Origin of the sequence: Rhodovarius crocodyli, assembly GCF_004005855.1 — a bacterium.
Lineage (GTDB): Bacteria > Pseudomonadota > Alphaproteobacteria > Acetobacterales > Acetobacteraceae > Rhodovarius > Rhodovarius crocodyli.
In genome coordinates this window covers 861,568-882,998 of sequence record NZ_SACL01000001.1, presented here as the reverse complement: position 1 = coordinate 882,998, position 21,431 = coordinate 861,568, and the positions used below count along the sequence as shown (strand labels likewise).

The window sequence follows — 21,431 nt, the reverse complement described above, 5'->3', positions numbered from 1 at the left end:
CGCTGACAGGCCGCATCAGCGCGGCGTGCCGCCGGCCTTCTACAGCCCCAGGGCCATGAGGGAGATCGCCATGCGCGCCGGCACGCCATTCGCCACCACCCCCTGCCGCCTGTGCGGCGGCACCGAGCGAGAGGTGCTGGCCACGCGCGGCCGCGGCTTCACGCCGTTGACCACGGTGCTGTGCACCGGCTGCGGGCTGGTCAGCCACCACCCGCTGCCGAGCGCGGAGGAGACGGCCGCCTTCTACGCCACGCGCTACCGGCTGGACTACAAGGGCGGGTGGGAGCCCAAGCGCAAGCACGCGCTGCGGGCGGTGCGCGGCGCGCTGGCCCGGGCCGCGCGGCTGGCGCCCCTGCTGCCGGCGGGTGGGCGGGTGCTGGATATCGGCGCTTCCTCCGGCGAGCTCGTGCATGTCATGGGCCGGATGGGGTTCCGCGCGCGCGGCATCGAACCCAATCTCGGCTATGCCGAATTCGCCCGCCGCACCTATGGCGCCGAGGTGGAGAGCGGTGGCTTCGAGACGCTGAAGGTGATGCCGGGCAGCCTGGATCTGGTCACGCTGAACCATGTGCTGGAGCATCTGGCGGACCCCTGGGGCGCGCTGCGCCTGGCCCATAGGTGGCTCGCCGGGGACGGGCTGCTGTTCCTGGAGGTGCCGGACCTGTCCGCCACCCGGAAACAGGCCGCCAACCTGTTCCACACCGCGCATATCTGGAACTTCACGCCGGAGACCCTGGCGCTGCTGGCCTGGCGATGCGGCTTTACGGTGATGCAGGGCCGCGGCACCTCTCTGGTGCTGCGGAAATGGCGGCCGGATGACGAGCCCCCGACAGGCGCCGATGCCGCGCTGGCCGCGCGGCTGCGGCAGCTGGTGACCAGCGACTCCCGGCCGCTCGCCTATCTGCTGTCCGGCAGCCCGGTGCGGCGGCGCGTGGCCAGGCTGCGGCGCAACATCGACGAATATCTGGTCTGCCGCCGCCATGACTGCATCCGCGAGATGGCGGATGCGGTCATCGCCGCGGCAGCGCGGGGCTGATCAGAAGCCGACCTTGAAGGGGGCTTCCGTCTTGGCCTTCACCTCATCCACCGTCACGCCATCGGCCAGCTCCATCAGCGTGATGCCGCCGTCGCCCTTCTTGTCGATGGTGAAGAAGCCGAGGTCGGTCACCAGCGTGTCCACCACGCGCTGGCCGGTCAGCGGCAGGGTGCAGCTGTTCAGCAGCTTGGGCTTGCCGCCGGCGGTGTGTTCCATCAGCACGATCACGCGCTTCACGCCGGCCACCAGGTCCATGGCGCCGCCCATGCCCTTCACCATCTTGCCCGGCACCATCCAGTTCGCCAGGTCGCCGTTCTCGGCCACCTGCAGCGCGCCCAGGATGGACAGGTCGATGTGCCCGCCGCGGATCATCCCGAAGGAATCAGCGGAGGAGAAGATCGAGGTGGTCGGCAGCATCGACACGGTCTGCTTGCCGGCGTTGATCAGGTCCGCATCTTCCTCGCCCTCGAAGGGGAAGGGGCCGATGCCCAGCATGCCGTTCTCGCTCTGCAGCTGCACGGAGATGCCGTCGGGGATGTGGTTGGCCACCAGCGTCGGGATGCCGATGCCGAGGTTCACATAGAAGCCGTCTTCCAGCTCACGCGCCGCGCGGGCGGCCATCTGGTCACGATTCCAGGCCATGGTCGTCTCTCCTCAGGCCGCGTCGCGCTTGCGGGTGGTGCGCTTCTCGATCAGCTTCTCGTAGCCCTGGGGCAGTTCCACGATGCGCTTGATGAAGATGCCGGGGGTGTGGATGCTGTCCGGGTCCAGCGTGCCGGCGGGCACCAGGTGCTCGACCTGCGCCACGGTGATCTTCGCGGCGGTGGCCATCACCGGGTTGAAGTTCCGCGCGGTGTGCCGGTAGATCAGGTTGCCCTCGGTGTCGCCCTTCCAGGCGTGGACGATGGCGACGTCACCGAAGATGCCGCGTTCCTGCAGATAGGTCTCGCCATCGAACACGGCGGTGGGCTTGCCCTCCGCGATCGCGGTGCCGACGCCGGTCTTGGTGTAGAAGGCCGGGATGCCGGCGCCGCCGGCGCGGCAGCGTTCGGCCAGCGTGCCCTGCGGGTTGAACTCCACCTCCAGCTCACCCGCCAGATACTGGCGCTCGAACTCGCCGTTCTCGCCGACATAGCTCGCGACCATCTTCCTGATCTGATGGGTGCGCAGCAGCTTGCCGAGCCCTTCATTGTCGATGCCCGCATTGTTGGACACGACCGTCAGCCCCTTCACGCCTGAGGCGGCGATGGCGTCGATCAGTGCGGACGGAATGCCGCACAGGCCGAAGCCACCGGAGAGGATTGTCTGGCCATCCTGCAGGATGCCGGCCATGGCGGATTTGGCGTCGGGATAGACCTTGCCCATCGGACGGGAACCTCACGCTGTTCTGCGTTGCAAACTAGATGCGCAAAAGGTTGGGGGGAAGGGGTTGCGGGGTGTCGCTGGGGGCGCTATTAGCCCGCCCACACCCGGTGGGGCTATAGCTCAGTTGGGAGAGCGCTTGAATGGCATTCAAGAGGTCGTCGGTTCGATTCCGATTAGCTCCACCAGGTGTTTCAATGGCTTGAGAGCCACCGCCGGCCCGGCAGCATTCTAGAATGCTCCGGGCTTTTTTGTGTCGTGATGGTTTTGTGGCGGTGGGGGCGGATCAATCCGCCCTGATCCCCGCCTCCCGCACCACGGTTCCCCACTTCACCGTCTCCGCCTCGATCAGCCGCTGCAGGCTGTCGGCGCCGCCTTCCATCGGCTCCGCCCCGATCCCCGCGAATTTCTCGCGAATCCCCCCATCCCGCATCGCCGCCAGCACCGCCGCTTCCACCTTCTCCCGCGCCGCTCCCGGCAAATCCTTCGGCGCCAGCATCGCGAACCACGGGTCCACCGCGTAACCGGGCAGCCCCGCCTCCGCCACCGTCGGCAAATCCGGATACGCCTGGGCGCGCCGTGTGGTCGTCGCCGCCAGCACCCGCAGCCGGCCGCTGGCGATATGCGGTGCCGAGGACGTCACGCTGTCGAACATCGTGTCCACCCGCCCCGCCAGCAGATCCGCGATGGCCGGCCCCGAGCCGCGATACGGGATATGCGTCATCTCCACCCGCGCGCTCGCGCAGAACAGCGCGCCTGCCAGATGGATCGACGTGCCGTTCCCCGCCGAGGCATAGGAAATCTGCCCCGGCCGCGCCTTCGCAGCGTCGATCAACCCGCGCACATCCCGGATCGGGCTGGCCGCCGGCACCACCAGCAGGTTCGGCACCACCGCGACCGGCGCCACCGCCACCAGGTCGGCGGGGTCATAGGGCAGGCGCGGGTACAGCGCCGGGTTCACCGCATGCGCCATGGAGACCATGAGCAGCGTCGCCTGGTCACCGGATCGCGCCGCGGCCTCCGTGCCGATGGTGCCGCCGGCGCCGCCGCGATTCTCCACCACGCAGGGCTGGCCCAGCGCATCGGCCATGGCCGGCGCCAGCAGCCGCGTCATCGCATCGATGGCGCCGCCGGGCGGGAAGGGCACGATCAGCCGCAGCGGCCGGGTGGGCCAATTCTGCGCCAGGGCAGGGGTAGCCAGCAGTCCGGGTAAGGCCAGCAGAGAGCGACGGTTCATTCTTTTCGTTTCCTCGTTAACGCAATTCAGGCCGGCACCAGCGTGCGGCGGCGGTCGGTGCGGAAATGCTCCAGCTTGTCGGCATCCAGGCCGGTGCCGATGCCCGGCCCCTCCGGCAGGTGGATCGCGAAGTCCCGCACCTCGATCGCGGTGGTGGCCAGGCTGTCGCGCAGCAGCAGCGGCCCGAACAGTTCCGTGCCCCAGGCGTATTCGCCCAAGGTCGAATACAGATGCAGGGACGCCAGCGTGCCGATCGTCCCCTCCAGCATCGTGCCGCCATACAGGCCGAGCCCCGCCGTGCGCGCGATGGCGGCCACCGCGCGGGTGCCGGCCACGCCGCCATGCTTGGCGGGCTTCAGCGCCACGGCGTGGCAGGCGGCCTCCGTCACATGGCGCTGGGCGTCCTGTGGGGTCGCAATGCCCTCGTCACCCATGATGGCCAGGCGCGGGTTGGCGCGCTGCAGCCGGGCCATGGCGGGCACGTTCCAGCCCGCCACCGGCTGCTCGGCCATGGTCACGCCCGCATCGCTCAAAGCCGGCAGCCAGCGCGCGGCGGTGGGCTCATCCCAGGCCTGGTTCACATCCACCCGGATGGAGGCCCGCCCCGCGAAGGCCCGCGCGATGGCCGAGACATGCGCCACATCCACCTCGGGCGCCTTGGCGCCGATCTTCAGCTTGAAGTCACGGTGGCGGCGCAGGCCCAGCATGCGCTCGCCTTCCTCGATGTCGCGCGCGGTGTCACCGCTGGCCAGCGTCCAGGCCAGGGGCAGGGCGGTGGAAAGCGGGCCGCCCAGCAGGTCGGCCAGCCGCATGCCCTTTGCCCGCGCCACCACGTCATGGATCGCCATGCACAGCGCTGCCTTGGCGAAGTAGTTGCCGCGCACGGCGCGGGCGATGCGGTCCTCGGCGGCGTTCAGCGCCATGGCGTCCTGGCCCAGCATTACCTCTGCCAGATAGTGTCCGGCGATGGCCGCGATGCCCTCCGGGCTTTCCTCGCCCCAGCGCGGCCCGCCGATGGTGCTGGCCTCGCCATAGCCCTCGATGCCGCCGGCGGTGACGCGCACGATCACCACATCCATCGCATCCACGGTGGCGAAGGACAGGTGATGCGGGCGGATGGTGGGCACGCGGGCGGGGATCGCCTCGATGCGCTCGATGGGCAGCATGGCCCGTTCCTCCGTGATTGCTTGCGGAAAACACTGGCCATGCCGCGCTGTTCGATCAATATCCGCCTGGCGAATGGATTGTTCGAAGATTTCTAATGGATCTGCACCAGCTCCAGCTGTTCCAGGCGATTGCCGAGGAAGGGCATCTCGGCCGCGCCGCCGCCGCGCAGGGGCTGGCGCCGGCCACGCTCTCCCACCACCTGGCCGCGCTGGAGCGCAGCCTGGGCACCACCCTGTTCGACCGCGCCGGCCGGGGCCTGCGCCTGACGGAAACCGGCCATCTGCTGCGCGGCTTCGCCGCCCGCATCCTGAACGAGGCCGCCGCCGCCCGCGCCGCCATCGCCGAGCATGAGCGCGCCGAGAGCGGCACCCTTCGCCTGGGCGTCATTCATTCCTTCCACGCCAACCTGATGCCGGGGCTGGTGGCGGAGTTCCTTTCCGCCCACCCCCACATCCGCGTGGACGCACGAGAGATGATCGCCCGCGACATCGAGGCCGGGCTGCTGGAGGGCGAGCTGGACCTGGGCCTGGCCTTTTCCCCGGCCGGTCAGGCCGGGCTGGGCTGCCTGCGCCTGTTCGATGAGGCGCTGGTGCTGGTCACCGCCGAGGGCAGCCCCCTGGCCGGTGCCCCGCCCGAGGAGATCCCGCTGGCCCTGCTGCCGCAACGCTTCGCCACCCGCCGCATGATCGACGCGGCACTCAAGGGCCGCTGGGTGCCGAAGGTGGTGGCGGAGGTGGACGCCATCGGCTCCATCCTGGCGCTGGTGCGCAGCGGGGCGGTGGGCACGGTGCTGTCGTCGCGCAGCGTGGTGGGCGGCGGGCTGGACTGCCGCGCCATCGGCGACCCGCCGCCTATCCGCAGCGCGGCGCTGCTGTGGTGCCCGTCGCGGTATCAGAGCGCGGCAGCCAGGGCGTTTTCGGCGCTGGTGCGGAAAAGGCTGGGGGAGTGATCTTCTTTTTCTGTCGAAAAAGAAGCAAAAAGACTTTTATGAGTTTGAGGGCGCCCCTGATCTCCGGGGCGCCCTCCAATAGTCAAAAGTTTTTTGGTTCTTTTTTACAAAAAAGAACGTCAGCTATACCTGTTCTTCGGCTTGGCCAGCCCCAGCTGATCCCGCAGCGTCGGCCCCGCATACTCCGTGCGGAACAGCCCGCGCCGGCGCATTTCCGGCAGCACCAGCTCCACGAACTCATCCAGGTCCAGCGGCAGCACCGGCGGGCACAGGTTGAACCCGTCGGCGGCCCCGCCTTCGATCCATTCCTGCATGTTGTCCACGATGTCGGCCGGCGTGCCGATCACGTAGCGCACGCCGAAGCCGGGCGTGATGGTCTGGTACAGCTGGCGGATCGTCAGGTTCCGCTCCCGCGCCAGCGCCAGCATCCGCCCGGCGGAGCTCTTGATGGTCGCGTTCGGCGGCTCAGGCACCGGCCCGTCCACGTCGAAGGCGCTGAGGTCGCCCAGCGTCTGGTACAGGTAGGATAGGCCCAGCTCCGGCGAGACCAGGTCGTTCAGCTGGTCGAACTTCGCCTGCGCCTCGGCGCGGGTGCGGCCCACGAAGGTGGTCAGGCCGGGCATGATCTTCAGCTCGTCCCGCTCACGGCCGTACTTGGCCATGCGGCTTTTCAGGTCCTCGTAATATTTGCGGCCCGTGGGGATGTCGAAGGTCATGGAATAGACCACGTCGGCGTGCTGCGCCGCGATCTCCATGCCCTGTTCCGCCGCACCCGCCTGCACCAGCACCGGCCGGCCCTGCGGCGTGCGCTTGATGGTCAGCGGGCCTTCCACCTGGAAGTGCTTCCCCTTGTGGAACAGCGTGTGCATCTTCGACTGGTCGAGCATGATCCCGCTCTCCTTGTCGAAGACCGGCGCATCTTCCTCCCAGCTGTCCCACAGCCCCTTCACCACATCCACGAACTCGGAGGCGCGCTCATAGCGCAGCTCATAGTCCATGTGCTTTTCGCGGTTGAAGTTGCGCGCCTCCACCTCGGACCAGGAGGTGACGATATTCCAGCCCGCGCGCCCGCCGCTGAGGTGATCCAGCGAGGCGAATTTCCGCGCCAGGTGATAGGGCTCGTTGTAGGTGGTGCTGGCGGTGGAGACGAGGCCGATGTTCTTCGTCACCGCGGACAGCGCCGAGAGCAGCGTCAGCGGCTCCAGCTCGAACACCTGGTGGGAGCGCCGCAGCGCACCCTCCGGCTCGTCACGCGTGCGCAGGCCGATGCCGTCGGCCAGGAACACCATGTCCATCTTGGCCCGCTCGGCCGTTTCGGCCACGCGGCGATAGTGGCTGAGCTTGGAGGCACCGTCCGGGTCCGCCGAGGGGTGCCGCCAGGCGGCGGCGTGATACCCCAAATAGCGCATCGAAAGGCCGAGGCTGATCTGCTTCGGGCTGGTCATCGTTCGTCTCGTCTCACACTCAACAGGGTTCAGTAGCGATAGCCGGCGCGTTCCAGATATTCGCGGGACTTCGCCAGGTCGTATTCGATCGGCTTGAGCAGGTCATGGTCGTACTGCTCGGAGGTGAAGGGAAGCGGCACCGTGCCCTGTTCGCCATACCCCCCCGCGATCTCCTTGACGATCTGCTCGCGCGGCATGGCATGGCTGATCGCCTTGCGGATATAGGCCGCGGCCTCGGCGGCGCGGGCAGGGTCCTGCCGGCCGAGCGGGGTATCTACGCCGGTGCCGAAGACCGGGTGGCGCAGGTTGTAGCAGATGTGCTGCCACTTGAAGCTGTCGAAGGTCTGCACCTTGCCCCAGCTCGGTTCGATCGTCTCGGCCAGGGGGCCGATGTCGTACATCGGGTCATGCGCGTCGATGGCGCCCGAACGCAGGGCCGACAGCACGGAATCCGTGCCCTGGATGTTGACCACGTAGAAGGTCTTCACATTGCCGGTGTGCGGCTTCCAGTAATTCTCGTTGCGCACGAACTTGTAGGCGCGGCGCTGCGGGTCATATCCCTGCGCGATCCAGGGCCCGGTGCCCACGCCGCCGAGCGCGGTGTAGTTCCGCCCGCCCGAGATCGGCACCTGGTAGCGGCCGTTCCAGGTGGAGGCGACATGGCCGCGCATGGAGGCGGGCGGGATGCGCTCATAGGCGTGCTTGGGGATGATCGCCTGCGCGCCCAGCAGCCAGTCGAGGAACAGCATGTCGTATTTCGGCAGCTCGACCGTGATCTCGTACTTGCCGGTCACGCGGTAGCTTTCTGTGCTGCCCAGCACCTGCTCGGCGGTGGCGGAGATGGGCGCGCCATAGGCCTTGTTGAGGATGGTGTCCCAGGTGAACTTCACGTCCTCGGCGGTGAATTCCTCGCCCGAATGCCAGCGCACATTGGGGCGCAGCGTGATCACCCAGCGCTTGCCGTCATCGGACATGGTGTGGCTGAGCGCGAGGCCCGGCTGCAGGCGCTTGTTCTCCCAGCTCTCATACTCATACAGGCGGTTATAGACGGGGCCGAAGATGTTGCTGTCCGAATAGCCGTTCGAATACATCGGGATCAGCGACATGGGCGGCGCCCAGCTGGCGAAGGCGGCGGTCGCGTCATTGCCCGCGCCCTCGATCGTCCAGCTTTCCGGGTTGGGGAAGAAGACCGGGTTGAAGGTGGTGGTGTCGAAGCCCTTCAGCTTCGGATTCACCGCGATCACGTCCTTCGGGTAGAACAGGATCGTCATCGGCTCCGTGTCGTACCAGCGCTTGGCGAAGTCGCGATAGGCGGCCTGGCGGCCGGCGGGGTCGATGGTGTTGCCGATGCGGTCCAGCGCGTCGTCGATCTGCGCGTCGTTCACGTAATAGAAGTTCTGGCCCGAGGGCGGGGCGAGGCGGCTGTGGAACAGCGAGTTCGGCGTGGGCTGGATGGCGTTGTAGTAGTAGCGCTCTAGATAGGCGTCCCAGCCGCCTTCGGCATGCGGCTTGCCGTCACCGCGCGACCGGCGCGGCGAGATGACGGTGAAGGGCACGAAGCTCGACACCACATCGATGCCGATGCGCGACATCTGCTGGGCGGCCAGCGTGCCCCAGATCATCCGCGCGGGCTGGTTGTTCGGGATCATCAGGTACAGGCGGAAGAAGGGCGGCGCGGCCCTTGCCGGGCCCACCGCCGCGGTGACGAGCGAGGCGGCCGAAGCCTGCAACATGGCGCGGCGCTTGGTGGTCAGTCGCATCAGGTCTGTCTCCGTATCAGGCGGGGTTGTGGCAGGCGGCGCGATGCGGCGCGGAGGGCTGCATCAGCATGGGTTCGTCGGTGGCGCACACGGGCAGGGCGGCCGCGCAGCGCGGGTGGAACGGGCAGCCGGCGGGCCGGCGCATCGCGCTCGGCACCTCGCCCTTCAGCACCACGCGGTCCTGCGCTTCACCCGGCGAGGGCACCGGAATCGCGCTGAGCAAAGCGCGGGTGTAGTGGTGGCGCGGGCGGGTGAAGATGTCGTCCACCGGCCCGATCTCGACCAGCTTGCCCAGATACATCACCGCCACATGGGTGCTGATGTAGCGGACGGAGCTGAGGTCGTGGGAAATATAGAGATAGGCGAGGCCGAGCCTGTCCTGCAGTTCCACCAGCAGGTTCAGGATCTGCGCGCGCACCGATACGTCCAGCGACGACACCGGCTCGTCCAGGATCAGCAGCTTGGGCTCGATGGCCAGGGCACGTGCGATGCCCACGCGCTGCCGCTGGCCGCCGCTGAATTCATGTGGGTAGCGCCAGGCGTGATGCGGCTCCAGCCCCACCATCTGCAGCAGTTCGGCCACGCGGGCGTCCCAGCTTTCGGGCGCTTCGGGCCGATGCACGCGCAGCGGTTCCTTCAGCGTCTCGCCGATGGTCCAGCGCGGGTTCAGCGACAGCCAGGGGTCCTGGAACACGTATTGCAGGGACCGCCTGATCTCCAGCATCCGCGCCCGGTCGCTGCCCTTGAACACCGGCACGATGTCCTCGCCGCGGAAGCGCACCGCGCCGTCTGACGGCGTGACGAGGTTGAGGATGGAGCGCGCGGTGGTGGTCTTGCCGCAGCCTGATTCACCCACCAGGCCCAGCGTCTCGCCCTCGTTCACGGTGAAGGAGACACCATCGACGGCGCGGATCTCGCTCTGCTTCGCGGCGCGGAACAGGCGGCGCTCGAACACCGGGTAGTGCTTGGACAGGCCGTCCACTTCCAGCAGCGCGCTCATGCCGCGATCCCCTCGCTGCCGCGCTTCAGGCAGGACACGCTGTGGCCCGGCGCGATGGTGGTTTCCAGCGGCAGCAGTCGGCGGCATTCGGCACTCGCTTCCGGGCAGCGATCGTGGAAACGGCAGCCCGGCGGCGGGTTCAGCAGATTGGGCGGGCGACCGGCGATGGTCGGCAGGGGCTGGCGCTTCGTCCCGGTATAGGACTGGTCGATGCGCGGCATGCTTTCCAGCAGCGCGCGGGTATAGGGGTGCTGCGGCGCGTTGAAGATGGTCGCGGCATCGGCACTTTCGCACACCCGGCCCGCGTACATCACGGTGATGCGGTGGGCCATGCGCGCCACCACCCCCATGTCGTGCGTGACCAGCACCATCGACATCTTCAGCCGCGCCTGCAGATCGGCCAGCAATTCCAGGATCTGCGCCTGGATGGTGACGTCCAGCGCGGTGGTGGGTTCATCCGCCAGCACCAGCGACGGATTGCACAGCAGCGCGCGCGCGATGCCCACGCGCTGCTTCATCCCCCCCGACAGCTCATGCGGGAATTGCCGCAGCCTGGTGGCGGGGTCGGAGATGCCGACCAGCGTCAGCAGTTCCACCACCCGCGCATCGGCCTCCGCGCGCGAGAGCTTGAGGTGCCAGCGCAGGATCTCTCCCAGCTGGGCCCCGATGGAATAGATCGGGTTCAGCGAGGTCGCGGGATTCTGGAAGATCATCGCGATGCGACGGCCGCGCAGAGCCTCCATCTCATCGGGGGTCTTCGCCAGCAAATCCTCGCCCTCGAACAGGATCTGCCCGCCGACATTGCGCGCGGGCGGGGGCACGAGGCGCATGATGGACATGCTGGACACCGTCTTGCCGGAGCCCGACTCACCCACGATGCCCAGCGTCTCGCCGGGGTTCACGCGGAAATCCACCCCGTCCACCGCGCGCACCACGCCCTCTCGGACGAAGAAGTGCACGCGCAGGTCACGGACCTCGAGCAGCGGGGCGGGGGGCGCGGCCGTCACCGGGCTACTGGCGGAGGCGAGGGTTGAAAGCATCGGTCAGTCCATCCGCCAGCAGGTTGAAGCCCAGCACCGTCACGAAAAGTGCCGCACCCGGCGAGAGCACGGCCCAGGGGGCCACTTTCAGCGCCTCGTAGTTGAAGAACAGCGACTGCCCCCAGGACACCGCCTTGGGGTCCCCGAAGCCCAGGAAGCTGACCATCGTCTCGGCCAGGATCGCGCCGCCGATGCCGAGCGCGACCAGCACGATCAGCGGCGGCATGGCGTTGGGCAGGATGTGGCGCAGCAGGATGTCGCGGCGGGAGGAACCGATGCAGTGCGCGGCCTCCACGAACTCGGCCCCGCGCAGCCGCAGGAACTCCGCGCGCGCCATGCGGGCGATGGGCGGCCATTCGAAGCAGCCCAGCAGCACGATGATGGTCATCATGTTGAGGTTGGGGATGTCCTCCATCCAGGTGCCGACCACCACGATGCCGAACAGCCGCACCACGGCCAGGATCACGACGAAGACCGGGATGACCATGAAGAACTCGGCGAAGCGCATCAGCAATTCGTCCACCAGCCCGCCGGAGAAGCCGGCGATGCCCCCGATCAGCACCCCGATGACGGAGGCGATGAGCATGGCCCCCAGCCCCACCATCAGCGCGGTGCGTGCGCCGTAGAGGGTGCGGGTGAACACGTCATAGCCGTTGCGGTCGGTGCCCAGCCAATGCAGCGCGCTGGGCGGCCGGCGCGCGGCACCCCGCAGCATGGCCGAGGTATCATCGGGCACATAGGGCGCGATGAAGGGCGCGAGGATCGCCAGCAGCACCACCAGCGTGACGATGCACAGCCCGATCATGCCCGCGCGGTTGCGGCGGAAGCGGTACCAGCTCTGCCGCCAGATGCCGGGCGCGCGGGGCGGCGCGGCGGTGGGGGCGAGGATTGCGTCGCTCATGTGCTTCAGCCCAGCCGGATGCGGGGGTCGATCGCCACATAGGCGATGTCGGTCAGCAGCGTGGCCGTCACCAGCATCACGGTGATGACCATCGTGGCCCCCATGATCAGCGGATAATCCAGCTGCTGGATGGCCATGATGTACAGCGCGCCCAGGCCCGGCCAGGTGAACACCGTCTCCGTCACCGGGGCGGTGCCCAGCATCAGCCCGAACAGGATGCCGAGATAGGTCAGCACCGGGATGAAGGCGTTGCGCAGCGCATGGCCGAACACCACCCGCCGTTCCGGCAGGCCCGAGGCGCGCGCGGCGGTGATGAAATCCTGCCGCAGCACATCCACCAGAGAGGATCTCAGCAGCAGCGTCAGCGTGGCGCAGTTGAAGAACACCAGCATGCCGACGGGCAGCACCATGTGCCACAGCGCATCGGCCATATCGCTGCCCCACAGCGGGTTGCGCGTGGAATAGGCGCCGTAGCTGGGCAGGATGCCGAGCGTGTAGGAGAACACCAGGATCAGGATGATGCCGAGCAGGAAGCCCGGCAGCGAATGCCCCACCATGGCGCCGGCGATGACGCCGAAATCCACCCGGCTGTACTGCCGCGTCGCCGCCAGCACCGAGATCAGCACCGACACGCACAGCGCGATCAGGATGGCCGGCACCTGGATCTTCAGCGTCTCCAGCCCATAGGTCACGAGCATCTCGGAGACGGGCAGGTTGTAGATGATGGAGGTGCCGAAATCGAGGCGCAGCAAGGCCCAGATCCAGGTGAAGTACCTGTCCGTCACGCTGCCGTGCAGGCCGTAATACTCGGTCACGGCCTGGATCATTTCCTCCGTGATGCCGGGCCGTTCGGCCAGCAGCACCTCGATCGGGTTGCCGATGGCGTTGATCATCGTGAACAGGATGATGCTGACGCCGATGATGAGGCAGAGCGAGAAGATCAGGCGTCTCGCGATGTATCGGGCGGTCCCCATGACGTCTCCCGGAAACGGCGACCATTGATGGAAGAAGCCGCCACCATCCCCTCGCTCTCACCCTCGGGGATGGCGGCGCACTACGGAGCAAACCCCGGCCGTAGGCCGGAGGAATTTGCTCCGAACCTATTCCGCCAGAGCAGCGGCCGCTGCTCTGGAGCCGGGCGCGTCGGCGCCAGGTCCAAATCGTTCGTGATGTTGAATTCCCAGTTCCTGCACGTCAGCAACTCCCCCACGGAGTGTGCCGCGACCCCAAGCATTCTTCCCTGCCGCACCGGTTTGCCCGGTTGCGATGGATCAAACCGTGGGGCATGGACCGGCGGCGATCAAATGCTGTTTTCAGCCTTCTTCATAACAATATATGATGAAGCCATGGTACGCCGTATCACCCAGCGTCAGATCGAGGCTTTCCGCGGCGTGATGCTGCGCGGCTCCATCTCCGGCGCCGCCGAGATGCTGGGCCTGACCCAGCCCGCCGTCAGCCGCCTGATGCGCGACCTGCAGGACGTGCTGAAGCTGAAGCTGTTCGAGCCGCGCGGCACCGGCATCGTGCCCAATGCGGAGGCCAACCTGCTGTATGAGGAGGTTCAGCGCAGCTTCCTCGGCCTTGACCGCATCGAGCACACAGCGGGCGAGATCAAGCGCGCCAGGCGCGGAAATCTGCGGATCATCGCCATGGCGGGCCCCGCCCATGGCATCCTGCCGCGCCTGATCGCGCGCTTCATCGAGGAACACCCGGACACCTTCGTGGCGCTCCATAACCACATCGCGCCCACCGTGCTGGAGCGCGTGGCGATGCGCCAATACGACCTCGGCATCGCCTATGCCCCGCTGGATTACCCGGGCGTGGATATCGAGGCCCTGCCGCAGCTGGATGCCGTGTGCGTCATGCCCTCGGCCCATCCGCTGGCGCGGAAGAAGGTGATCCGGCCCGAGGACCTGCACGAGCAGCAACTGGTGAACCATGGCGCCGGCAGCCACATCACCGTGAAGCTGGACGCCATGCTGCGCCTGGCGGGCGCCGTGGTGCGGGAAGTGGCCGAAAGCACCTCAGCCGAGGCGATGTGCCGCCTGGTGGGGCAGGGCGCCGGCATCGCGCTGCTGGACCCGTTCACGGTGACCGCGGTGCGCGACCCGGCCATCGCGCTGCGGCGGTTCGAGCCGCGCATCGATTACCCGGCGACGCTGGTGTTCCCGTCAGGACAGCCCAGGTCGCGCGCGGTGACGGAGTTCACGGCGATGCTCAGGGCCGAGGCGACAATGGAACGGCTGCTGCCAGGGCTGCCGTGAGGCTGGGGCTTTGCCCCAGGCCCCACCAGAGGGCTCTGCCCTCTGGACACCCGCCAGGACCGTAGCGGCCCTGGACCCCGGGGAGTTGGCCCCACACCCTGACAGCCTTGATTTTAATAATAAAATTGGCGCCCCGCTTATCCGGCAAAGGCGCCAATCTCCTATCAGGTCCAGGAGATATTATCTCCTGGCGGGGAGTTTGAGGGGCAGAGCCCCTCAAGCCCACCTAACCCCCATTTCATACCATTTCGTTCTGATAGCCCTTGCGCCCCCGTTCGCCCCTGTGCATCCTGGCCTCCTCACCCTCTCGCCGGTTTTCCGGCCATCGCGTTCAGGCAATGGATCAGCGGCGCCGTGGCGCGCCTGAGGATGTGGGAATGGCTCGGCAAGGAATGATGAAGCTCGGCATGTCGATGCGCGGGCTTGGCTACCACCCCGCCGCCTGGCGGCACCCGGACGTGCCTTCGGACGGCACGCTGCGCTTCGAGCATTACGCGCACAACGCGAAGATGGCCGAGCAGGGCCTGTTCGACATGATTTTCTTCGCGGACGGCATCGGCCTGCGCGAACGCGACGAGCCGCGCGGCTCCCTGGCGCGGTCCGGCTATGAGCTGGTGGAGATGGAGCCGATGACGCTGCTGCCGGCGCTGTCGGTGCTGACCAAGCACATTGGCCTCGTGACCACGGCCAGCACCACCTACAACGAGCCGTATCATATCGCCCGCAAGTTCGCGACGCTGGACCTGATCAGCGGCGGGCGCGCGGGGTGGAACATCGTCACGTCGTGGTCGGAGGCGGAGGCCAAGAACTTCAACCGCGAGGAACACCTGGAATACGACACGCGCTATGAGCGCGCGGCGGAATTCGTCGAGGTGGTGAAGGGCCTGTGGGATTGCTGGGAGCCTGACGCCTTCGCCTATGACAAGGAAGGCGGGCTGTTCTACCACGAGGACCGCATGCACCTGCTGAACCACAAGGGGAAGCATTTCCAGGTGCGCGGCCCGCTGAACGTGGCGGGCATGCCGCAGGGCCGGCCCATCCTGGTGCAGGCCGGCGCGTCGGAGCAGGGGCGCGAGATCGCGGCCGAGACCGCCGATGTGGTCTATGCGGCCGCCGATTCCGTGCAGGCCTCCAAGGCCTATTACGACGACGTGAAGGCGCGCATGGCCAAATACGGCCGCGACCCGGATGAGCTGAAGATCATGCCCGGCGTGCGCACCATCGTGGCCGCCACCCGCGCCGAGGCCCAGGCCAAGTTCGACCGGTTGCAGGAGCTGACGGACCCGCTGGTGGGCCTCGCCCGCGTCTATGCCGCGCTCGGCGATCTGTCGGGCTTCGACATCGACGGCCCGGTGCCGGAGCCCCAGCGCGAGGCCCAGGTGCGCAGCGCCACGGAGCGCGTGATGAAGCGCGCCCGCGACGGCAACCTGACCATCCGCCAGCTGTATACGCAGATCGTGGGCGGCGGCTTCTACCTGATCGGCACCGCCGCCGACATCGCGGACGGCATGCAGGAATGGTACGAGGCCGGCGCCTGCGACGGCTTCAACGTGCTGCCGCCCTATCTGCCCGGCTGCGTCGATGATTTCGTGCAGTACATCACGCCCGAGCTGCAGCGGCGCGGCCTGTTCCGCAAGGCTTACGAGGGCGCTACGCTGCGCGAGAACCTGGGGCTGAAGATGCCCCGGAACCGCTGGGCGGCCGAGCGCGCCGCCCATTCGAAAGCCGCGGAGTAAGCTGATGACCAGTCGTTCCATGAAGCTCGGCCTCAACCTGGTGGCCAACGGCGCGCATGGCGGCGGCTGGCGCATGCCCGACTCGCTGCTGGGGTCCGCCATGGACATCGGCATGTGGAAGACGCTGGCCAAGGAAGCCGAGCGCGCCAAGTTCCACCTGATGTTCTGGGCCGACGGCATGGCGGTGCGCAGCTCCGCCAAGGACGACACCCAGCTGAGCTACGACAGCCGGATCGATGTGTTCGAGCCGATGACCCTGCTCTCGGCGCTGTCGGCCGTGACGGAGCACATGGGCTACATCGCCACCGTCTCCACCACCTATTACGAGCCCTTCACCGTGGCCCGCCTGTTCGCCTCGCTGGACCATATCAGCGAGGGGCGGGTGGGCTGGAACGTCGTGACGTCGTGGTCCGAGCAGGAGGCGCTGAACTACAACCGCGACAAGCACATGGAGCACGGCGCGCGCTATCGCCGGGCGCAGGAATTCGTCGATGTCGTGTTCGGCCTGTGGGACAGCTACGAGGACGACGCCTTCATCCGCAACCAGGCGACGGGCCAGTATTTCGACCCCGCCAAGATCCATGTGCCCGACCACAAGGGTGAGCATTTCAAGGTGCGCGGGCCGCTGAACGCGCGCCGTCCCATCCAGGGCTATCCGGTCATCGTGCAGGCGGGCTCGTCCGGGCCGGGCCAGGACCTGGCGGGGCGCATCGCCGAACTCGTCTACACGATGCAGAAGTCGCTGCCGGAGGCGCAGGCCTTCTACGCCGGCGTGAAGGAGAAGGTGGTGGCCCATGGCCGCCGGCCGGAGCATTCGCTGATCATGCCGGGCATGATGCCCATCATGGCCGACACGATGCAGGAGGCCCGTGACCTGCAGGAGCAGTTGCAGGAGCTGATCCACCCGCAGCTGGGCCTCGCCGCGCTGTATCCCTCCTTCGGGGACCTGTCGGGCTATGACCTCGACGCGCCGGTGCCCGCGCTGAACGCCGACACCAACAGCCTGAAGTCGGAACACGCCAAGCTGGCGCGGCAGCTGGCCGCGAACCAGGGCCTGACCATCCGCCAGCTGATCAACCAGCGCAGCGCCTCGGGCCACCACGTCATCGTCGGCACGCCCGAGAGCATCGCGGATGAGATGACGGAATGGTTCCTGGGCCATGGCTGCGACGGCTGGAACATCCTGCCGCCCTACTTCCCCGGCCCGGTGCGCGACATCTTCGAAAAGCTGATCCCCGCGCTGCAGCGGCGCGGCGTGTTCCACACGGAATATGAGGGCAAGACGCTGCGCGAGAATCTGGGCCTGCCGCGCCCCGAGCACCCGGCGCGGCGCCGGGCGGCGGCGGCGGAATAAGCCATGCGCACGCCGGTCATCGACGCGCAGGTCCATGTCTATGAGCGCAACCACCCCGGCCGCCCCTGGGTGGACGCGCTGGCCGGCCCGCCGGAGGTAACCGCCGAGGACCAGGTCGCCGCCATGGACGCCGTGGGCGTGGACGGCGCGCTGCTGGTCTCGGTGCACCTGATGTACCGCTACGACGCCAGCTACGCGATCGAGGCGCATCGTCGCTTCCCCGGCCGCTTCGGGCTGATCAAGCCCGTGGATGCGGCGGACCCGGCGGTGGCGGAGGTCATCGCGGACTGGGCGGCCCTGCCCGGCACCGTGGCCGTGCGGCTGATGATGCGCGACGATGTCTCGCGTGATCCGGCGGACCCCGGCATCGGGCGCATCCTGTCGGCAGCGGGGCGGCAGGGCATGCCGGTGAACCTGCTGGCCTATGGCCGGCTGGGGCAGGTCGCCGACCTCGCCGCGCGCTATCCGGATACGCAGATCGTGGTGGACCATCTGGGCATCAGCCAGCCCTTCCATCCGCCCTTGCAGCCGGACCCGTGGGCGGACCTTCCGGCCGTGCTGGCGCTGGCCCAGGCGCCGAATGTGGCCATCAAGCTGACCGGCGCCTGTACCCTGTCCGCGCAGGGCGCGCCCTTCGACGACATCTGGGGCCCGGTGGGCCGCATCATCGACGCCTACGGCATCGGACGCTGCCTGTGGGGCACGGACTGGACGCGGGCGGTGGCCCTGCTGACCTATGCCCAAGGGGTGGCGGCCTTCCGCGACAACCCGCGCTTCTCGGCCGAGGAACGCGCGGCGCTGATGGGCGGCAACGCCCAGCGCCTGTATCGCTGGTCGCCGGCCTGATGCAGGCCGCGCATGAGCTTGAGATCCGCATGCAACGCGCCGCCTTCAACCGCGCGCTGGCCGAGGGCGACCTTGCCGCCATCGGCCCGCTGCTGACCCCGGGCGCCATCCTGGTGACGGGCACGGACAGCGGCGTGCTGTCCGGGCGCAAGGCCCAGCTGGCCGCCTGGAAGCGCGAATTCGCGGCCAGCCCGCGCACCATCTACACCCGCACGCCGCAGACCATCACGCTGTCGCCGGTCGAGCCCATCGCCTTCGAGCATGGCGCCTGGCAATGGGCTTTGCAGGGGGCGGTGGCGGGGCAGGTCCAGTCATCCGGCGCCTATACCGCCAAGTGGCGCCGGATCGGCACCGCCTGGCAGATCGAGGCAGAGCTGTACCTGACCCTGGCCTAGCTTTTCGGCACCACCACGAAGCGCCGGTACACCCACCCCAGCGCGATCAGCGCCAGGCCCAGCCCGAAGAAGCTCAGCGCGCGCCACAGCCCCACCAGCCCGTCCATGTCGATCAGGAAGGCCTTGCCCACCGTGACCGCCATGACCCCGAGCGCTGCCCGCCGCAGCGCCGGCACGCCCTGGCGGATGCCCAGCGCCAGCAGGCAGCCCGCCAGCACCAGCCAGGCCCCGGAATAGGCATAGAGCTCGGCCTCACCCGGATAGGCGAGATACAGGGCCATGGCCTTGGGGTTGAAGATGTGGCGCACCTCCAGCGTCACCCAGGCGAAGACGGCGACGATGGCATAGGTGCCGAGCGCCTGGCGGAAGCCGGGCAGCCAGCCGGCCTCCGGCGCGCGCATCGCCAGCGCGGCGAACAGCGCGGGCACCGCATAGGCCAGCAGCAGCTCATTCAGCACCGGGGTGCGCGCCACCAGCGCATAGGGATCCATGGCGGGGCTGGCCAGCAGCAGCATCGTGCCCAGCGCCAGCGCGCCGATCTGGTGCAGCCGCCAGCCCCAGCGCAGCACCGGCCGGTCGCCCAGCCGGCGGTTCGCCAGGCGCAGGAACGCCGCCATCACCGACAGCGCACACAGCTGCCAGGCGGGCTCCCGGAAGGGCCAGCCGGAGGCACCGTCCTCCAGCACGCCGCCGGTCAGCGCGTGGCGGACCTGCAGCATCAGCAGCGCGGTGGTGAAGGCGATGGCCCCGGCCTCCAGCACCGCCACGGCCAGGTCATCCCCGCGCCGGCGGAACAGCACCGCCGTCAGCGCGAAGGCGGCGGCAGGCACGCCATAGGCCGGGATCAGCCCGTTCAGCACCGGCATGCTGCCCAGCGCGTAATGCGCCACCTGTTCGTTCAGCAGCAGGCGCGCCAGCACCACGGCGGCGACCGCCAGCGCCACCTTGCGCAGGGCGGGCAGCTCGGCCCGGGCCTCGATCCAGGCCAGCGGCGGCAGGAACAGCGCGACCGCCAGCGTCAGCCACTGGTCGGACAGCAGCATGGCGGCCCCCAGCGCCAGCGCCGCCACGGCACCCGCCGCATGCACGCCGGCGCGCTGCGGCGCGGCCTCACGCCGGGCCAGCGCCGCCAGCCCGACGAGTGCGGCCGCCAGCCCCAGCGCCACCGCCGCCCAGCCGCCATCCAGGGTGAAGCCCCGCACCCGCGCGAAGCCGACCAGCAGCGCGAGCACGGGCACCGCCGCCGGCAGGGCCGCCCAGCGTTCGCCATGCGGCCGGCGGCGTTCCAGCCACATCCCCGCGGCCGCATGCATGCCCGCCAGGATCAGCGCCGCAAGGAGGAAACCCTGCAATGCCTCGGGCGCCCAGGCCTGGGCGGGGATGATCCCGGCCACCGCGCCCTCGATGGTCAGGGCCTCGGCGCCGGTGCTCCAGCTGCCGATGGGCCAGGCCAGCAGCAGCAACAGGCCGGCGAGGGCCGCCAGCCAGGGCAGGCGGTCCATCCGGGGTTCCAGCGCGCCCTTGGCCACGGCCACCGGCGTCAGCAGCAGCAGCGCGGTGGCCGGCGCGGTCACCGTTCCGATCGCCAGCAGCATCAGCCCCGCGCCCGCCAGCACGGCGAAGGGCACCCAGGCCAGGCGCCGGCCCACCGGCCCTTCCAGGGCGGCGCCGGGCAGCAGGGCCAGGTGCAGCGCGGCGGCGGCCGGGATGAACAGGGCCGGCGGCCAGGCATCGGCCGGGCCCTGCGCCATGATCCCGCCCACCACGGTCCAGGCCGCGGCCGCCAGGATCGCGACCCAGCCCAGCCACACCGCGCCCACCTGCCGCACCACCGCCAGTGCCGCCGCCGTAACCAGCAACAGATAGGCGAACAGGCCCGGCAGGGACGGGTCTTCGGTTTCGACCAGCGCGGGGGTCAGATAGGCGCCGGCGATGCCCACCGCCGCGACCAGCGGCCCATGCCGCAGCGCCAGGGCCAGGCCCGCCAGCGCGGCCGCCGCCAGCAGCGCGAAGCCGATCACGGGCGGCACCAGCGCATACATGATGGCGGCCGCATAGGCCGCGCCGAACAGCAGCGCCACGCCGCCCGCCACCAGCGCGGCGGGCGCCTGGTCGGGCCACGGAATGTTCGGGCGTTCGGGAACAGGCCGTCGGACCAGCCATTCCGCCACGACGATCATCGCCAGGGCCAGCGCCGCCGCCATGGCGCAGCGCGCCACCGGGCCCAGCCACCCTTCCTCGACGGCGGTGCGCAGCAGGAACACCCCGCCCAGCAGCAGCACCGCCGCGCCCAGCCAGGTGCCCCAGCGCAGGGTCAGCAGTTCCTCCAGGCCCGGGCGGGCGCGGGCGGGCGCGGCGGGCTCGGGCTCGGGCGCGGGCTGGGGCGGATCGGTCGCTTCGGTGGGGGCTTCGGCAGGCGCCGGGGGTTGCTGTTCCCACGGGCTCGCGAAGACCGGCTCGGGAGGGGGTGCCGACGGTGCGGCGTGGGGTGCCGTTACGCCATCCGGGATCGGGATGCCCGCGGCGACCAGAGCCGCCCGCAGCTGCGCGATGTCGCGCCGGGCGCGGCGCGCCTGGCGCCAGCCGGATATGCCCAGCAGCCACCCGACGAACAGAACAACCGGGGCCAGCACCAAAAGCGTGAGATCATCCATGCTGAATGATCCTCACCGGGAGGGGCAGCGGTCAACCGCCGCGCCCTATCGTTCGGGCGGGGTCTCGGGGAAGTGTTCGGCCAGCACCGCCCGCAGATCGTCACCCATCGGGCCCAGGGGGGTGTCGTGACGGTCGTGCAGCGCGGCTGCGATCCAGCGGTCGAGGGCCTGAGCCGGCCGGCCGGCCACGCCCCTGCGCTTCGACTTGTCTTGCTGGAACTCCGGCGCGGTCACGGCATCACCTCTCATTGGATGGTCTCTGTGTGTGAAACACCTGAAGGCGGG

Annotated in this window: 19 protein-coding genes and 1 tRNA gene; 8 read left to right on the top strand and 12 right to left on the bottom strand. The window is 68.9% G+C overall.

All coding sequences use genetic code 11. The annotated features are described in order from the left end of the window. Positions 1-55: 55 nt before the first annotated feature. A complete protein-coding gene (locus EOD42_RS04240; RefSeq protein WP_127786201.1) occupies positions 56-1,036 on the top strand; it encodes a class I SAM-dependent methyltransferase in 981 nt (326 codons plus the stop codon). Here EOD42_RS04240 and EOD42_RS04235 read toward each other — a convergent pair whose 3' ends face one another. After that, positions 1,037-1,678 carry a CoA transferase subunit B gene (locus EOD42_RS04235; RefSeq protein WP_127786199.1) on the bottom strand — a complete coding sequence of 214 codons (642 nt, stop codon included), beginning with the start codon at positions 1,676-1,678 and terminating at the stop codon, positions 1,037-1,039. A 12-nt stretch (positions 1,679-1,690) separates the two neighbouring features. Then, the gene (locus EOD42_RS04230; protein WP_127786197.1) at positions 1,691-2,401 is read right to left on the bottom strand and encodes a CoA transferase subunit A; all 711 of its coding nucleotides are present in this window, start codon (positions 2,399-2,401) and stop codon (positions 1,691-1,693) included. A 109-nt stretch (positions 2,402-2,510) separates the two neighbouring features. Between EOD42_RS04230 and EOD42_RS04225 the strand changes: the two genes are divergently transcribed. Then, a tRNA-Ala gene (locus EOD42_RS04225) sits at positions 2,511-2,586 on the top strand. Between the two features lie 98 nt (positions 2,587-2,684). Here EOD42_RS04225 and EOD42_RS04220 read toward each other — a convergent pair. Both EOD42_RS04220 and EOD42_RS04215 read right to left on the bottom strand, forming a co-directional pair. Next, positions 2,685-3,635: a Bug family tripartite tricarboxylate transporter substrate binding protein gene (locus EOD42_RS04220; protein ID WP_127786196.1), complete on the bottom strand. Its 951-nt coding sequence runs from the start codon at positions 3,633-3,635 to the stop codon at positions 2,685-2,687. Positions 3,636-3,661: 26 nt separating this feature from the next. Continuing rightward, complete coding sequence (locus EOD42_RS04215; RefSeq protein WP_127786194.1) at positions 3,662-4,801, bottom strand: muconate/chloromuconate family cycloisomerase; 1,140 nt, start codon at positions 4,799-4,801, stop codon at positions 3,662-3,664. Between the two features lie 95 nt (positions 4,802-4,896). Between EOD42_RS04215 and EOD42_RS04210 the strand changes: the two genes are divergently transcribed. Continuing rightward, positions 4,897-5,751 (top strand): LysR substrate-binding domain-containing protein, encoded by an 855-nt coding sequence (locus EOD42_RS04210; protein WP_127786192.1) that lies wholly within the window; start codon positions 4,897-4,899, stop codon positions 5,749-5,751. A gap of 119 nt (positions 5,752-5,870) precedes the next feature. On the opposite strand, the gene EOD42_RS04205 is transcribed toward EOD42_RS04210, so the two are convergent. The 6 genes from EOD42_RS04205 to EOD42_RS04180 are packed head-to-tail and all read right to left on the bottom strand — an operon-like array spanning position 5,871 to position 12,871. Further along, the gene (locus tag EOD42_RS04205; RefSeq protein ID WP_127786190.1) at positions 5,871-7,196 is read right to left on the bottom strand and encodes an LLM class flavin-dependent oxidoreductase; all 1,326 of its coding nucleotides are present in this window, start codon (positions 7,194-7,196) and stop codon (positions 5,871-5,873) included. A gap of 29 nt (positions 7,197-7,225) precedes the next feature. Further along, positions 7,226-8,956 carry an ABC transporter substrate-binding protein gene (locus EOD42_RS04200; RefSeq protein ID WP_127786188.1) on the bottom strand — a complete coding sequence of 577 codons (1,731 nt, stop codon included), beginning with the start codon at positions 8,954-8,956 and terminating at the stop codon, positions 7,226-7,228. Between the two features lie 16 nt (positions 8,957-8,972). Next, entirely contained in the window at positions 8,973-9,956 is a 984-nt protein-coding gene (locus EOD42_RS04195; protein ID WP_127786186.1) for an ABC transporter ATP-binding protein, read from the bottom strand. Next, on the bottom strand, positions 9,953-10,996 hold the full coding sequence (locus EOD42_RS04190) for an ABC transporter ATP-binding protein (protein WP_127786184.1): 1,044 nt from the start codon (positions 10,994-10,996) through the stop codon (positions 9,953-9,955). Before EOD42_RS04190 ends, EOD42_RS04195 begins: the two co-directional genes overlap by 4 nt. Beyond that, positions 10,968-11,897: an ABC transporter permease gene (locus EOD42_RS04185; protein ID WP_127786182.1), complete on the bottom strand. Its 930-nt coding sequence runs from the start codon at positions 11,895-11,897 to the stop codon at positions 10,968-10,970. Before EOD42_RS04185 ends, EOD42_RS04190 begins: the two co-directional genes overlap by 29 nt. A 5-nt stretch (positions 11,898-11,902) precedes the next feature. Then, positions 11,903-12,871 carry an ABC transporter permease gene (locus tag EOD42_RS04180; RefSeq protein ID WP_127786180.1) on the bottom strand — a complete coding sequence of 323 codons (969 nt, stop codon included), beginning with the start codon at positions 12,869-12,871 and terminating at the stop codon, positions 11,903-11,905. 372 nt (positions 12,872-13,243) lie between these two features. Here EOD42_RS04180 and EOD42_RS25810 point away from each other — a divergent pair, with 372 nt between their 5' ends. From EOD42_RS25810 to EOD42_RS04155, 5 genes are all read left to right on the top strand, one after another. Continuing rightward, the gene (locus EOD42_RS25810) at positions 13,244-14,161 is read left to right on the top strand and encodes a LysR substrate-binding domain-containing protein (RefSeq protein WP_164867773.1); all 918 of its coding nucleotides are present in this window, start codon (positions 13,244-13,246) and stop codon (positions 14,159-14,161) included. 377 nt (positions 14,162-14,538) lie between these two features. After that, entirely contained in the window at positions 14,539-15,897 is a 1,359-nt protein-coding gene (locus EOD42_RS04170; protein ID WP_127786178.1) for an LLM class flavin-dependent oxidoreductase, read from the top strand. Positions 15,898-15,901: 4 nt separating this feature from the next. Further along, positions 15,902-17,251 carry an LLM class flavin-dependent oxidoreductase gene (locus tag EOD42_RS04165; RefSeq protein WP_127786176.1) on the top strand — a complete coding sequence of 450 codons (1,350 nt, stop codon included), beginning with the start codon at positions 15,902-15,904 and terminating at the stop codon, positions 17,249-17,251. A 3-nt stretch (positions 17,252-17,254) separates the two neighbouring features. After that, the gene (locus EOD42_RS04160) at positions 17,255-18,097 is read left to right on the top strand and encodes an amidohydrolase family protein (protein ID WP_127786174.1); all 843 of its coding nucleotides are present in this window, start codon (positions 17,255-17,257) and stop codon (positions 18,095-18,097) included. A 29-nt stretch (positions 18,098-18,126) separates the two neighbouring features. Continuing rightward, positions 18,127-18,492 carry a nuclear transport factor 2 family protein gene (locus EOD42_RS04155; RefSeq protein ID WP_206020231.1) on the top strand — a complete coding sequence of 122 codons (366 nt, stop codon included), beginning with the start codon at positions 18,127-18,129 and terminating at the stop codon, positions 18,490-18,492. On the opposite strand, the gene EOD42_RS04150 is transcribed toward EOD42_RS04155, so the two are convergent. Continuing rightward, positions 18,489-21,146, bottom strand: coding sequence for a DUF2339 domain-containing protein (locus EOD42_RS04150; protein ID WP_127786170.1), 2,658 nt, complete (start codon positions 21,144-21,146; stop codon positions 18,489-18,491). The two genes, EOD42_RS04155 and EOD42_RS04150, sit on opposite strands and share 4 nt — an antisense overlap. Before the next feature lie 45 nt (positions 21,147-21,191). Continuing rightward, on the bottom strand, positions 21,192-21,395 hold the full coding sequence (locus tag EOD42_RS04145; RefSeq protein WP_127786163.1) for a hypothetical protein: 204 nt from the start codon (positions 21,393-21,395) through the stop codon (positions 21,192-21,194). Between the last annotated feature and the right edge of the window lie 36 nt (positions 21,396-21,431).

Bases quoted from the DNA above. Each gene is read 5' to 3' on its own strand.
- EOD42_RS04170 (WP_127786178.1), top strand. From the start codon at position 14,539: ATGGCTCGGCAAGGAATGATGAAGCTCGGCATGTCGATGCGCGGGCTT.
- EOD42_RS04235 (WP_127786199.1), bottom strand. From the start codon at position 1,678: ATGGCCTGGAATCGTGACCAGATGGCCGCCCGCGCGGCGCGTGAGCTG.
- EOD42_RS04230 (WP_127786197.1), bottom strand. From the start codon at position 2,401: ATGGGCAAGGTCTATCCCGACGCCAAATCCGCCATGGCCGGCATCCTG.
- EOD42_RS04200 (WP_127786188.1), bottom strand. From the start codon at position 8,956: ATGCGACTGACCACCAAGCGCCGCGCCATGTTGCAGGCTTCGGCCGCC.
- EOD42_RS04155 (WP_206020231.1), top strand. From the start codon at position 18,127: ATGCAACGCGCCGCCTTCAACCGCGCGCTGGCCGAGGGCGACCTTGCC.
- EOD42_RS04220 (WP_127786196.1), bottom strand. From the start codon at position 3,635: ATGAACCGTCGCTCTCTGCTGGCCTTACCCGGACTGCTGGCTACCCCT.
- EOD42_RS04185 (WP_127786182.1), bottom strand. From the start codon at position 11,897: ATGAGCGACGCAATCCTCGCCCCCACCGCCGCGCCGCCCCGCGCGCCC.
- EOD42_RS04190 (WP_127786184.1), bottom strand. From the start codon at position 10,996: ATGCTTTCAACCCTCGCCTCCGCCAGTAGCCCGGTGACGGCCGCGCCC.
- EOD42_RS04195 (WP_127786186.1), bottom strand. From the start codon at position 9,956: ATGAGCGCGCTGCTGGAAGTGGACGGCCTGTCCAAGCACTACCCGGTG.
- EOD42_RS04180 (WP_127786180.1), bottom strand. From the start codon at position 12,871: ATGGGGACCGCCCGATACATCGCGAGACGCCTGATCTTCTCGCTCTGC.
- EOD42_RS04215 (WP_127786194.1), bottom strand. From the start codon at position 4,801: ATGCTGCCCATCGAGCGCATCGAGGCGATCCCCGCCCGCGTGCCCACC.
- EOD42_RS04150 (WP_127786170.1), bottom strand. From the start codon at position 21,146: ATGGATGATCTCACGCTTTTGGTGCTGGCCCCGGTTGTTCTGTTCGTC.
- EOD42_RS04210 (WP_127786192.1), top strand. From the start codon at position 4,897: ATGGATCTGCACCAGCTCCAGCTGTTCCAGGCGATTGCCGAGGAAGGG.
- EOD42_RS04160 (WP_127786174.1), top strand. From the start codon at position 17,255: ATGCGCACGCCGGTCATCGACGCGCAGGTCCATGTCTATGAGCGCAAC.
- EOD42_RS04205 (WP_127786190.1), bottom strand. From the start codon at position 7,196: ATGACCAGCCCGAAGCAGATCAGCCTCGGCCTTTCGATGCGCTATTTG.
- EOD42_RS04145 (WP_127786163.1), bottom strand. From the start codon at position 21,395: ATGAGAGGTGATGCCGTGACCGCGCCGGAGTTCCAGCAAGACAAGTCG.
- EOD42_RS04165 (WP_127786176.1), top strand. From the start codon at position 15,902: ATGACCAGTCGTTCCATGAAGCTCGGCCTCAACCTGGTGGCCAACGGC.
- EOD42_RS04240 (WP_127786201.1), top strand. From the start codon at position 56: ATGAGGGAGATCGCCATGCGCGCCGGCACGCCATTCGCCACCACCCCC.
- EOD42_RS25810 (WP_164867773.1), top strand. From the start codon at position 13,244: ATGGTACGCCGTATCACCCAGCGTCAGATCGAGGCTTTCCGCGGCGTG.